Annotated in this window: 8 protein-coding genes; 2 read left to right on the top strand and 6 right to left on the bottom strand. The window is 67.2% G+C overall.

Annotation, left to right across the window (positions count from 1 at the left end):
• Positions 1-187 precede the first annotated feature (187 nt).
• The 4 genes from UB43_RS17675 to xdhA form a co-directional block, all read right to left on the bottom strand.
• Positions 188-2,116, bottom strand: coding sequence for a methyl-accepting chemotaxis protein (locus tag UB43_RS17675; protein WP_045213451.1), 1,929 nt, complete (start codon positions 2,114-2,116; stop codon positions 188-190).
• Positions 2,117-2,224: 108 nt separating this feature from the next.
• Positions 2,225-3,085, bottom strand: a complete 861-nt coding sequence (gene xdhC / locus UB43_RS17670; protein ID WP_045213449.1) for a xanthine dehydrogenase accessory protein XdhC — start codon at positions 3,083-3,085, stop codon at positions 2,225-2,227.
• Positions 3,082-5,421 (bottom strand): xanthine dehydrogenase molybdopterin binding subunit, encoded by a 2,340-nt coding sequence (xdhB, locus tag UB43_RS17665; protein WP_045213447.1) that lies wholly within the window; start codon positions 5,419-5,421, stop codon positions 3,082-3,084. The genes xdhC and xdhB overlap by 4 nt, the downstream gene beginning before the upstream one ends.
• Entirely contained in the window at positions 5,414-6,838 is a 1,425-nt protein-coding gene (gene xdhA / locus UB43_RS17660; RefSeq protein ID WP_045213445.1) for a xanthine dehydrogenase small subunit, read from the bottom strand. Before xdhA ends, xdhB begins: the two co-directional genes overlap by 8 nt.
• A gap of 468 nt (positions 6,839-7,306) precedes the next feature.
• Between xdhA and ahpC the strand changes: the two genes are divergently transcribed.
• Both ahpC and ahpF read left to right on the top strand, forming a co-directional pair.
• Entirely contained in the window at positions 7,307-7,870 is a 564-nt protein-coding gene (ahpC, locus tag UB43_RS17655; protein WP_037016170.1) for an alkyl hydroperoxide reductase subunit C, read from the top strand.
• Positions 7,871-8,067: 197 nt separating this feature from the next.
• Positions 8,068-9,633: an alkyl hydroperoxide reductase subunit F gene (ahpF, locus tag UB43_RS17650; protein WP_045213443.1), complete on the top strand. Its 1,566-nt coding sequence runs from the start codon at positions 8,068-8,070 to the stop codon at positions 9,631-9,633.
• A gap of 179 nt (positions 9,634-9,812) precedes the next feature.
• On the opposite strand, the gene cls is transcribed toward ahpF, so the two are convergent.
• Complete coding sequence (gene cls / locus UB43_RS17645; protein WP_045213441.1) at positions 9,813-11,246, bottom strand: cardiolipin synthase; 1,434 nt, start codon at positions 11,244-11,246, stop codon at positions 9,813-9,815.
• A gap of 42 nt (positions 11,247-11,288) precedes the next feature.
• Complete coding sequence (locus UB43_RS17640) at positions 11,289-12,686, bottom strand: amidase (RefSeq protein WP_045213438.1); 1,398 nt, start codon at positions 12,684-12,686, stop codon at positions 11,289-11,291.
• Positions 12,687-12,701 lie beyond the last annotated feature (15 nt).

Genomic DNA, 12,701 nt, shown 5'->3' with positions numbered 1-12,701 from the left:
GGCTGGGGGCAAGTCTCTGGACAATCTGTGGGCAACTTGTGGGCAAGGTGTCTCGTTGGCGAGACACCTCGTGCGCTGATCGGTCGTCATCACCCGCCAGCCATAGCGAAAAGCCTGCCGCTTCGCTTGGAAAATCTGTGGGTAACTCTGGGGAAAAGGCGCCGGCGCGAGGCCGGCGCCAGAGCCCTCAAAGTCGGAACTGCGCCATCTGCCGCGCCAGGTCGTCCGCCAGGGTGCGCAACTCGCGGCACTGCTCGCGGCCGTGCTGCACTTCGCGGGTGGTGGCGTGGGCGAGGTCGGCAATGCCCTGCACGTTGCGGTTGATCTCCTCGGTCACCGCCGACTGCTCCTCGGTGGCCGTGGCGACCTGGTGGTTGATGTCGCTGATGCGCTCCACCTGATCGGCGATGGCGCCCAGGGACGCGCCGGCCTGTTCGCTGGCGGCCAGGCTCTGGCCGGTGGCCTGCTGGCCGGACTGCATCGAGCGAACCGCGGCCTCCGCGCCGCCCTTCAGGCGCTGGATGATGGTGAGGATTTCGTCGGTGGAGCCCTGGGTGCGGCTGGCCAGCGTGCGTACCTCATCGGCCACCACGGCGAAGCCACGGCCCAGTTCGCCCGCGCGCGCCGCTTCGATGGCGGCGTTGAGGGCGAGCAGGTTGGTCTGCTCGGAGACGCCGCGGATCACCGCCAGCACCTGGTCGATGCTCGCCACCTGCCCGGCCAGTTCGGCTACTGCACCGGCCGCTTCGCCGATCTCCCCGGACATGCGCTGGCCGACCTGCAGCGAGCCGCCTACCACGCGCCGCGCTGCGCCGGCTTCCTCACGCGCCTGTTGCGAGGCACTGGCCGCCTGCTCGGCGTTGCGGGCGATTTCCTGCACCGTGCTGCCCATCTCGTTCACCGCCGTGGCGACCATGTCGGTCATTTCCTGCTGGCGGCCGGCACGGTCGGCGGTGTTGTCCACCACCTGCGCCACTTCGCCAACGGTACGCAGCAGTTGCTGGCTGGTGCCCAGCACGGCGCCTATCAGCGCCCGCTGGCCTTCGAGGAAGCGGTTGAAGCCGCGGGCCAGGTCGCCCAGTTCATCCGCACGGCTGTCGTCCAGGCGGCGGGTGAGGTCGCCGCCGCCACCGCCGATTTCCAGTAGTGCACTGGTGACCTGGCGGATTGGCCGAGCCAGGCTGCGCGCCATCAGCACCACCAGCGCCAGGCAGAGCAGCGCGACCATCGCTCCGGCGAGGCCGGAGAAGGCCAGCGCCTCGCGGGCGTCGGCATAGATTTCCGCTTCCGGCACCTCGCTCACCAGGGTCCAGCCCAGGTCATGCAGCGGCAGGCTGGCGGCCAGGTAGTCCTCGCCGTCGCGCTCGAAGCGGGCGCTGTGGAAGCCTTGCTGGCCGAGCAGCGCGCTGGCGGCGCTGGCACCGATCAGGTCGCCAAGGTTGCGCCCCTTGGGCAGCGAGGCGTCGGGGTGGATCTGCACCTGGCCGTCGTTCTTCACCAGGTACACACGCCCGGACTGGCCGAAGCGGAAGTCGCGGATCAGCGTCGACAGCTCGCGCATTTCCAGGCCCAGCCCGGCAATGCCGAGCAGCTTGCCGCCCTGCTCCACGCGCTGGTCGATGAACAGCGCCAGTTCGCCGGTGCTGCCGTCGGTGTCGATGTTCCACATGCGCGGCTTGCCGCTGTCGACGAACTGGAAGTACCAGCTGTCCTTCGGCTCGCTGCGGCTCAGCGTGCGTTCCTTGCCCTTGTCGCTGTAGTAGGCGCCGCTGGCGTTGGAGGTGATCAGCGCGGAAAAGGCCTTCTGCGAGGCACGGATGCCGCCCAGGTAGCGGGTGAATTCGGCCAGTTTCTCCGGGCTTTCGCCGGCGGCCAGCCAGTCCTGCACCAGGGTGTTGTCGGCGATGCCGGCCGCTGCGGTGATGGGGCCGGTGAGGCGCTTCTCGAAGTCGTTGGCAATCGCCTGGATGCTCGCCGGCAGCGCCTGTTCGAGCAGGTAGCGCTCGCTCAGGCGGTTGACCAGCACGGCATACAGGCCGAGGACGATGAGCAGGCTGATGAGCAGGGCGGCGCCCATGCTGAGGATGAGTTGGGTCTGGATACTTCGCAGGCGCATTTTCTTGTTTTCCTCCGAACGCACAACGAAACGCCCGCCGGGCGGCGGGCGAAGAGACGGGGTCGTTGAGTGTATCGGCGGCAGCGGGAAAAACTATTGTCCCACTGGTCAGGTTTTTGCGCCCGCTGGCGTGTCGCTGCACGCACCTTCGCTACATAGCGCGGCCCATTCCACGCCTTCACGCGTCCGCCGGGCGGGAGCGTCCTGGTGATAGCGGGCGATGACCTGGGCGGCGACCGAGATGGCCACTTCCAGCGGGCGCTTGCCGGGCACTTCGGAGAGGCCGATGGGGCAATGCATCTGCTCGATCACCTGCTGTGGATAACCGTGCTGCTCCAGCCTCATCTGGAAGCGCCGCGCCTTGGTGCGCGAGCCGATCATGCCGAGGAAGCCGGCGTCGCCGCGCTTGAGCACGGCCTCGGCGATGGCGTAATCCAGCGGATGGTTGTGGGTCATGACCAGGAAGTAGCTGCCCGGCGGCGCCTCGTGCACGGCGTCTTCCGGCTCCTCCAGCAAACGCATGCGCACGCCTTCGGGGACGGACTGGGGAAACTGCGCCGCGCGGCTGTCCACCCATTCCAGGCGCAACGGCAAACCTGCCAGCAATGGCGCGAGGGCGCGGCCGACGTGTCCGGCACCGAACAGCACGACCTGAGGTCCGCGTGCAGCGAAGCATTCGAACAGCAGGCTGGCGCGCCCGCCGCAGCACTGGCCCAGCCGCGCGCCAAGCGGGAAGTGTTCCAGCGCCTGGCTGTCCTGGCCGGCCAGCAGCAACTGGCGCGCGTGTTCGATGGCGGCGAACTCCAGGTGACCGCCGCCGATGGTGTCGAAGGTTTCCCCGGCGGTGACCAGCATCTTGCTGCCGGATTCGCGAGGCGTGGAGCCCTGCACGCCGATTACGGTGATCAGCACGTAAGCCTCGGCACTGTCGCGCAGGCTTGCAATGGCATCCATCCAGTTGCGGGTCATGCTTGGTTCTCCTGGCGCATCGCCTCACAGGCCCAGAGTACCCGCTCCGGCGTCGCCGGCGTATCCAGGTCGGGGCTCCGCCGATAGTCCGCGAGGCTGGCGATGGCGTCGCGCAGCGCCGACCACACCGAGATCGCCAGCATGAACGGCGGTTCGCCCACGGCCTTGGACAGGTACACGCTGTCCTCCTCGTTGGGGCGCTCGAACAGCGCCACGCGAAAGTCCTCCGGCGTGTCGCTCACCGCTGGGATCTTGTAGGTCGCAGGGCCCACCGTGAGCAGCTTGCCCGCGTCATCCCAGCGCAACTCCTCGGTGGTCAGCCAGCCCATGCCCTGGATGAAGCCGCCCTCGATCTGGCCGATGTCGATGGCCGGGTTCACGCTGCGGCCGACATCGTGGAGGATGTCGACCCGCCGCACGCGGTATTCGCCGGTCAGCGTGTCCACTTCCACTTCGGACACCGCCGCGCCGTAGGCGAAGTAGAAGAACGGATGGCCCTGGCCCTTTTCGCGGTCGTAGAAGATTTTCGGCGTGCGGTAGAAACCCGTGGCGGAAAGCTGGATGCGCGCGAAGTAGGCAGCCTGGATGACCTCGACGAAGTCCAGGTGCCGGGCTCCCACCGTTATGCCGCCGTGCTCGAAACGGACCTCCTGCGGCTTCACCCCGTCGCGTTCGGCGAGAAAATCGACCAGCCGCTTCTTCAGCGTCCGCGCCGCATCGCGGGCAGCCATGCCATTCAGGTCGGTGCCGCTGGAGGCAGCGGTGGGCGAGGTGTTGGGCACCTTGTCGGTGCGCGTCGCGGTGATCACCACGCGCTCCAGCGGCACCTGGAATTCCTCGGCGACGATCTGCGCGACCTTGGTGTTCAGGCCCTGGCCCATCTCGGTGCCGCCGTGGTTCAGCTGGATGCTGCCGTCGGTGTAGAGGTGGACCAGCGCGCCCGCCTGGTTCAGGTGCTGCGCAGTGAAGGAAATGCCGAACTTCACCGGTGTCAGTGCGAGGCCTTTCTTCAGCACCGGGCTCCGCGCGTTGAAGTCGTGGATCGCCGAGCGGCGCGCGGCGTAGTCGCTGCTCGTCTCCAGGCGCGCGATCAGCTCGCCCAGCAGGTTGTGCTCGACTTTCTGGTGGTAGGGCGTCAGCTCGCGCCCCATTCCGCCGTAGAGGTTGAGTTTGCGCACGGCGAGCGGGTCCTTGCCCACCGCGCGGGCGATGTCGTCCATGGCGCGCTCGATGATCATCATCCCCTGCGGCCCGCCGAAGCCGCGGAAGGCGGTGTGCGAGACGATGTTGGTGAAGCTGCGGTAGCCGGAAATGGCCACGTCGGGGAGGAAGTAGGCGTTGTCGGCGTGGAACATCGCGCGGTCGACGATGGCGTCGGAGAGGTCCGGCGAATGGCCGCAGTCGCCCACCACTTCCAGTTGCGCGGCGAGCAGCCGGCCTTCATCGTCGAAGCCGATGCGGTAGCGGTTGTGGAAGGGGTGGCGCTTGCCGGTCAGGCGCATGTCGTCGGCGCGTGGCAGGCGTAGCTTCACCGCGCGGCCCGTCTTGTTCGCCAGCAGCGCGGCGAAGCAGGCGAAGGGCGCGGCCTGGGTTTCCTTGCCGCCGAAACCGCCGCCCATGCGGCGCACTTCCACGGTGACCTTGGCCAGCGGGATCGCCAGTACCTCGGCCACCAGTTTCTGCACTTCGCTGGGGTGCTGGCTGGAGGTGTGCACCAGCATGCCGCCGTCGTCGCCGGGCAGGGCGAGCGAGGCCTGGCCTTCGAGGTAGAAATGCTCCTGGCCGCCGATGAACTGGCGGGCTTCCAGCACGTGCGGGGCGCTTGCCAGCTCGGCGTCGGCGTCGCCGCGATGCATGTGGTGCGGCGGGCGTACGAAGCGTTCTTCGGCCTTGGCCTTGAGCGGATCGATCAGCGGGTCTTCCTGCGCGTACTCCACCTTCGCCAGGCGTACCGCCCGGCGTGCCTGGATCAGGCTCTGCGCCGCGACGGCGAACAGCGCCTGCCCGTGGTACTTCACCCGCTCGCCGGCCAGCAACGGATCGCCGGGAAATACCGGGCCGATGTCGGTGTGGCCGGGCACGTCGTCCAGGGTCAGCACGGCCACTACGCCGGGTGCGCTTCGCACCGCGTCGAGGTCGAGCGAGACAACGGCGCCGCAGGCGATTTCCGTGACGCCGACGGCGGCGTGGAGCAGGTCGCGCGGCTCCTTCAGGTCGTCCACGTAACGCGCGGCGCCGCTGACGTGCAGTGCTGCGCTGTCGTGTTCGCGAGGCTTACCCGCGCTGTGGATGGCGACCGCGACGCCATTGCTGGCCAGCGGTGGCAGGCTACGCATGGTGCACCTCCGCGGCATTGTCGGACCATTCCAGTAGTGCGCGCTGCAGCAGGTTCTGCGCCACCTTCAGGCGATAGGCGGCGCTGGCGCGCAGGTCGTCGATGGGCTGGAAATCCTCCGGGATCGCGGCCTGCGCCGCAGCGATGGCCGCCGCGTCGAATGGCTTGCCGCGCAGCGCCGCTTCAGTCCGCAGGCCGCGCAACGGCGTGGCCGCCATGCCGCCGCAGGCCAGGCGTACGTCGGTGACGATGGCGTTGTCGTCGAGGTCCAGTCGCAGCGCCATGCACACGGCGGAAATGTCGTCGTCGCGGCGTTTGGACACCTTGTCGACGCGGAACCGCTGGTGGTTGCCCAGGCGCGGGATCAGCACCGCTTCGATGTACTCGCCGGGCTGCAGGACGGTCTTGCGGTAGCCGGTGAAGAATCCATCGACGGGCACCTCGCGCAGGGCTCCCGCCTTGCGCAGGCGCAACCTCGCATCCAGGGCCAGCAACACCGGCGGCATGTCGCCGATGGGCGAGGCGTTGGCAATGTTGCCGCCCAGGGTGCCGCGCTGGCGGATCTGCAGGGAGCCGAGGCGCTCCAGCAGGGCGCTCACGCCGGGGAGTTCGTCCAGTGCAGCGAGGCAATCGGCATAGGGACGCGCAGCGCCGATCAGCAGCTGGTTGGCATGGACTTCCAGGCGTTGCAGCTCGTCGACGCGGTCGAGGTGGATCAGCGCCGGGAAGGCTTTGAGGTTCTGCGTCGCTTCCAGCGCCAGGTCGGTGCCGCCGGCGATCAGCCGCGCCTGCGGGTGGCGCTGAAGCAGGTCGTCCAACTCGTCCAGCGAACCGGGCAACCAGGCCTGCGCCTCGCCTTCGCCCAGCGTGGCGGCTGCGGATATCTCCCGCAGGCGGGCGACGGTCAGGGCGGTGTTCTGCTCGAAGCTGTCCAGGCACGGCTGCCCGGCGATCTGCGCGGCGGCATCGAGGATCGGACGGTAGCCGGTGCAGCGGCACAGGTTGCCCGAGAGGGCCGTCAGCGCCGTCTCGCGGTTGTGTGGCGGCGACGAATGGCGCCAGGCGAACAGCGACATGACGATGCCGGGTGTGCAGAAGCCGCATTGCGAGCCGTGGCAATCGACCATGGCCTGCTGGACCGGGTGCAGCGCGCCGGGTTCGCCCAGGTGCTCAACGGTCAGCACCTGGCGTCCATGGACCGCCCCCAGCAGCGTGATGCAGGCGTTCACCGCACGGTAGCGCAGGGCATCGCCCTCGGGCTCGACGAGCACCACGGTGCAGGCGCCGCAATCGCCCGTGGCGCAGCCCTCCTTGGTGCCGGTGCGGGCGCGGTAAATGCGCAGGTAGTCGAGCAGGCTGGTCTCGGGCGCGAATCCGTCGGCCTGGACTGCTTCTTCGCCGAGCAGGAACTGGATCATCGGGAGTCCTCGTCGTCATGCGTGCGGCGTGCCGCTTCGCGAAGGCTGACCGGAACGGGCGAGAACCCTGCGTTAGCGGCCCACGCAAACAAGCATAGGCGCGTGGACGGGCAGGGCAAAAAAGCAGGGGCCGGCAAGGCAGGGTGGGGCACCGTACGTCGCGTTTGCCGTTGCCCTCGGGCGGCTTTCGCGCCAAGGTGTGAAGACCGGCGCCAGCCGCCGGACTCAGGGGGGAGGGCTCGAAGCCGCCAGGCAGAGCCCTTGAAGCGGGTATTCAGAGGTAGGATGCCGCGTTTCGCTTGATAGGAAACTTCTTCCTTTTATAGCTGCCTCCATAGAAAGACTCAATATTCCTAATGCCCTAAATCAATGGGCCTTTTCTGTCATCAGACGATAATCTTCTACCTGTCGAATTTCTAACGATCGACCCACTCGATTAAACGACAACTCTCTACGAGGAATTGCCTAATGAACCTGATCAACACCCAAGTCCAACCGTTCAAGGTCAACGCTTTCCACAATGGCAAGTTCATCGAAGTCACCGAGCAGTCCCTGAAGGGCAAGTGGTCGGTTCTGATCTTCATGCCGGCAGCCTTCACCTTCAACTGCCCGACCGAGATCGAAGACGCCGCCAACAACTACGCTGCGTTCCGTGACGCTGGTACCGAGGTTTACATCGTGACCACCGACACCCACTTCTCCCACAAGGTGTGGCACGAAACCTCCCCGGCTGTTGGCAAGGCTCAGTTCCCGCTGATCGGCGACCCGACCCACCAGCTGACCAACGCTTTCGGCGTGCACATCCCGGAAGAAGGCCTGGCCCTGCGCGGCACCTTCGTGATCAACCCGGAAGGCGTGATCAAGACCGTCGAAATCCACTCCAACGAGATCGCTCGTGACGTCGGCGAAACCCTGCGCAAGCTGAAAGCTGCCCAGTACACCGCCGCTCACCCGGGCGAAGTCTGCCCGGCCAAGTGGAAAGAAGGCGAGAAGACCCTGGCTCCGTCCCTGGACCTGGTCGGCAAGATCTAAGAACGGCCGGGAAGCGGTTGCGCGGCAGCTCCTGCCGCGCAACCACCGGGCGCCCGCCCACTGCGCTTCCCCCACCGTTTTGCAGTACCCCGAGGATGCCTACCGGCATCCTCCCTGCCTAAAGCCAAAAGCGTGCGCAGGGTGGGCCCAAGGGCTCGCCGGGGAACCCCTTTGCTCAAATTCCGAGGATCTGGATCATGTTGGACGCCACTCTTAAAACCCAGTTGAAGGCCTACCTGGAAAAGGTTCAGCAGCCGTTCGAGATCGTCGCTTCCCTCGATGACAGCGACAAATCCCGCGAACTGAGCGAACTGCTGCACGATATCGTCGGCCTGACCGACAAGATCACCCTGCGAGAAGATGGCAGCGACGCCCGCAAGCCGTCGTTCTCGCTGAACCGCCCGGGGGCGAACATCGGCCTGACTTTCGCCGGTATCCCCATGGGCCACGAATTCACTTCCCTGGTGCTGGCGCTGCTGCAGGTCGGCGGCCACCCGTCCAAGCTCGAGGCCGATGTGATCGAGCAGGTCAAGGGCGTGCAGGGCAAGTTCGAGTTCGAAACCTACTTCTCGCTGTCCTGCCAGAACTGCCCGGACGTGGTGCAGGCGCTGAACCTGATGGCCGTGCTCAACCCGAACATCCGCCACGTCGCCATCGACGGCGCGCTGTTCCAGGATGAAGTCGAGCAGCGCCAGATCATGTCGGTGCCGAGCATCTACCTGAACGGCGAAGTGTTCAGCCAGGGCCGCATGGGCGTGGAAGAAATCCTCGCCAAGATCGACACCGGCGCCGCCGCCCGCGAAGCCGAGAAGCTGTCGGCCAAGGAAGCGTTCGACGTACTGGTCGTCGGCGGTGGCCCGGCTGGCGCCGCGGCGGCGATCTACGCCGCCCGCAAGGGCATCCGCACCGGCGTTGCCGCCGAGCGTTTCGGCGGCCAGGTGCTGGACACCATGGCCATCGAGAACTTCATCTCGGTGACCGAGACCGAAGGCCCGAAACTGGCTCGCCAGCTGGAAGAACACGTCAAGCACTACGACGTCGACATCATGAACCTGCAGCGCGCCAGCGCGCTGATTCCGGCCAAGAGCGCCGGCGGCCTGCACGAAGTGCAGTTCGAGGGCGGCGGCAGCCTGAAGGCCAAGTCCGTGATCCTGGCCACCGGCGCCCGCTGGCGTGAAATGGGCGTGCCGGGCGAGAAAGAGTACAAGGCCAAGGGCGTGTGCTTCTGCCCGCACTGCGACGGCCCGCTGTTCAAGGGCAAGCGCGTGGCGGTGATCGGCGGCGGCAACTCCGGCGTCGAAGCGGCCATCGACCTGGCCGGCATCGTGTCCCACGTGACCCTGCTGGAGTTCGACAGCAAGCTGCGCGCCGACGCCGTGCTGCAACGCAAGCTGTTCAGCCTGCCGAACGTGGACGTGATCACCAGCGCGCTGACCAGCGAAGTGAAAGGCGATGGCCAGAAGGTCACCGGCCTGGTCTACAAGGACCGCAACTCGGAAGAGTTCAAGTCCATCGAGCTGGAAGGCATCTTCGTGCAGATCGGCCTGCTGCCCAACAGCGAATGGCTCAAGGGCACCATCGAGCTGACCCCGCGCGGCGAGATCATCGTCGATGCCCGTGGTGAAACCTCGCTGCCGGGCATCTTCGCCGCCGGCGACGTGACCACCGTACCGTACAAGCAGATCGTGATCGCGGTCGGCGAAGGCGCCAAGGCGTCGCTCTCCGCCTTCGACCACCTGATCCGCTCCTCCGCGCCAGCCTGATGACCTCGCGCTAGAGAAAGAAAACGCCCGGTTCACGAGAGTGAACCGGGCGTTTTCCTTTGTGCGGCAAAAGCATTCGCGAGCAAGGACTAGGCGTCCCCCTCGGTCCTACGAAGTGCGAGCCCACCATGAGCCTGTAGGAGCGAGCTTGCTCGCGAACATGGTCCGCACCAGAGCCTTCAGAGAATCGGCGACACCAGCCGCGCCACGCGCATCCCCAACTGCTGCAGCCGGTGCACGCGCTTGCGGTCGTCCAGGGTCATTTCCACCGACTGGGCGAAGTCTTCTTCCAGCATGGCTTCCACGTCGCGGGCGAAGCCTTCGTCGACGGTGATCACCATGATCTCGAAATTCAGGCGGAACGAGCGGTTGTCCAGGTTGGCGCTGCCCACCGCCGCACTGTCGTGGTCGATCAGCACCACCTTCTGGTGCAGGAACCCCGGCTGGTAGCGGAACACCCGCACGCCGGCGCGCACGGCATCCAGGGCGTAGAGGCTGGAGGCGGCGTACACCGTCTTGTGGTCCGGGCGCGACGGCAACAGGATGCGCACGTCCACGCCGCGCAGCACCGCCAGGCGCAGGGCGGCGGCGACGGCTTCGTCCGGGACGAAGTAGGGCGTGGTGATCCACACCCTATCCACCGCCGCGTTGATCGATTCGACGAAGAACAGCGAGCAGGTTTCCTGGGTGTCCGCCGGGCCGCTGGGGACCACTTGGCAGAGCATCCCGGCATCGTCGTAGCCATCGGGCAGGATCAGCGTCGGCAGGGTATGGGTGGCCCAGAACCAGTCCTCGGCGAAACATTCCTGCAGGCACGCCACCGCCGGCCCGCGCAGTTCGATGTGAGTGTCGCGCCAGGGCGCCAGCGGCGGCTTCTCGCCCAGGTATTCGACGCCGACGTTGTGCCCGCCGACGAAGCCGCGCACACCATCGACGACCACGATCTTGCGGTGGTTGCGGAAGTTCACCTGGAAGCGATTGATCATCCCGCTGCCGGTGCTGAACGCATGCACCTGCACGCCGCCCTGGCGCAGCTTGTCGATATAGCGGCGCGACAGCGCATGGCTGCCGATGCCGTCGTACAGCAGGAACACGTCGACGCCATTCGCCGCGCGCTCCAGCAGCAGCTGCGCCAGGCGTTGGCCGAGGGCGTCGTCGCGGATGATGAAGAACTGCACCAGGATGACTTTCTGCGCGCTGGAAATGGCCTCGAACATCGCGTCGAAGGAGGCCTTGCCGTTCACCAGCAGGCGCACCTCGTTGTTCGCCAGCGTCGGCATGCGCGCCAGCCCGACCATCGCCTTGAGCGCCTTGTAGCCGTCGTACTGGCGGGCGGCGAGCGCCTCTTCCACCCAGGGGCGCCAGTCCAGCTCGGCGGCGGCCACGTGCATTTCCTCGTTGGCTTGCCGGCGCGCGCCGATGTAGGCGTCGAAGCGGCTGCGGCCGAAGACCAGGTAGGGCACCAGGGTCAGCAGCGGCATGAACACCAGCGAGGTCGCCCAGGCAATGGCGCCTTGCGCAGTGCGCACGCTGAGCACGGCATGGACCGCAGCGATGATCCCGAGCAGCTGGACCACCACCAGGAAGTGGGCGATGTAAGCGGAGTAATGCATGGGCGCGCGATCGGTTCCTTGTGGTCGGCGATTGGGCTGAGCTTAGCTGGCTGCCGGCGGCTGCGGCCAACGGTGGATGGGGCCGCGCCAGTGTTCGTAGGCCTTGCCCAGGCGCAGCACCTCGACGTCGGCGAAGCGCGGGCCGACGATCTGCAGGCCGATGGGCATGCCTTCGGCGGTGAAGCCGCAGTTGATTGAGAGTGCCGGTTGCTCGGACATGTTCCACGGCACGGTGAAACCGATGTGCTCGAAGGGCTGCGCCGGGTCGTTGGTCGGCGAGGCCCATTCGGCCGGGAAAGCCGCGACCTGGTTGGTCGGCGAGAGCAGGAAGTCGATCTCGTGGAACTGCGCGGCGGCGCGGCGGCGCATCTCGAAAGTCTGGTTGAAGCCGCGCACTGCTTCGGCACCGCTCACCGCCGCGCCGCCCTCGGCCCAGTGGAAGATGTAGGGCAGCACCTTGGCCTGACGTTCCGCCGGCAGGTTCTCCAGCTCGGCCCACAGGCGTGCGCGCCAGAACCTGTCCAGGCCTCCGAGCAGGTCGCGGTCGAGGATCGGCCGAACCTCGATGATTTCCGCGCCGGCATCGGCGAATTGTCTTGCGGCGGCTTCCACCGCGGCACATACCTCGGGCTCGGGTTGCAGGCCGCAGCCGGGGTCGAGTTGCAGGCCAATGCGCAGGCCGCGCACTTCGGCGTAGTCGATGTGCCAGTCGAGCTCGGCGGGCGGCAGAGCCGTGGCGTCGCGCCAGTCGGGGCGCGCCAGGTGCTTCATCATCAGCGCCGCATCGTCCAGCGTGCGGGTCATGGGGCCGGCGCAGCGCCCTGTGAAGTACGGATCGATGGGGATGCGCCCCAGGCTCGGCTTGAAGCCGACCAGCCCGCACCAGCCCGCCGGCAGGCGCACCGAGCCGCCGATGTCGGTGCCGATGTGCAGCGGTCCGTAGCCGGCCGCTGCGGCGCTTGCCGCACCGGCGCTGGAGCCGCCCGGGTTCATGCGCAGGTCCCAGGGGTTGCGGGCCAGCTTGTGGAAGCTGGAAAGCCCGGAGGACAGCATGCCGAAGTCCGGCACCGTGGTCTTGCCCAGCAGGATGGCGCCGGCCTCGTTCATCCGCGCGGCGGGCGGAGCGTTGCCGGTCGCCGGTTGCAGGAGGGTGGCGGCGCTGCCCTGGGGAATCGGGTCGCCGGTGGTGGCGATCAGTTCCTTGATGGTCACCGGCACGCCGTCCAGCTCGCCGCAGGGTGCGCAGCGTATCCAGCGCGCCTCGGAGCGCCGCGCCTGCTCGATCGCGCGCTGCGGGTCGAAGGCATAGAGGGCGCAGAGCTGCGGTTCCCAGCGTTCGATATGGGCGATCAGGTGGTCGAGGTACTCGACCGGGGAAAGCTGGTGCGAGCGGTACAGGGCGAGCAGTTCGACGGCGGACAGATCGTGCAGCGGTGGCATGGCGGTCTCCGGCGG

Source organism: Pseudomonas sp. 21, from assembly GCF_000955805.1.
Taxonomy (GTDB): Bacteria; Pseudomonadota; Gammaproteobacteria; order Pseudomonadales; family Pseudomonadaceae; genus Pseudomonas.
This window is presented reverse-complemented; position numbering and strand designations above follow the sequence as displayed.

Coding starts and splice junctions, on each gene's coding strand:
- UB43_RS17675 (WP_045213451.1), bottom strand. CDS start 2,116: ATGCGCCTGCGAAGTATCCAGACCCAACTCATCCTCAGCATGGGCGCC.
- xdhC (WP_045213449.1), bottom strand. CDS start 3,085: ATGACCCGCAACTGGATGGATGCCATTGCAAGCCTGCGCGACAGTGCC.
- xdhB (WP_045213447.1), bottom strand. CDS start 5,421: ATGCGTAGCCTGCCACCGCTGGCCAGCAATGGCGTCGCGGTCGCCATC.
- xdhA (WP_045213445.1), bottom strand. CDS start 6,838: ATGATCCAGTTCCTGCTCGGCGAAGAAGCAGTCCAGGCCGACGGATTC.
- ahpC (WP_037016170.1), top strand. CDS start 7,307: ATGAACCTGATCAACACCCAAGTCCAACCGTTCAAGGTCAACGCTTTC.
- ahpF (WP_045213443.1), top strand. CDS start 8,068: ATGTTGGACGCCACTCTTAAAACCCAGTTGAAGGCCTACCTGGAAAAG.
- cls (WP_045213441.1), bottom strand. CDS start 11,246: ATGCATTACTCCGCTTACATCGCCCACTTCCTGGTGGTGGTCCAGCTG.
- UB43_RS17640 (WP_045213438.1), bottom strand. CDS start 12,686: ATGCCACCGCTGCACGATCTGTCCGCCGTCGAACTGCTCGCCCTGTAC.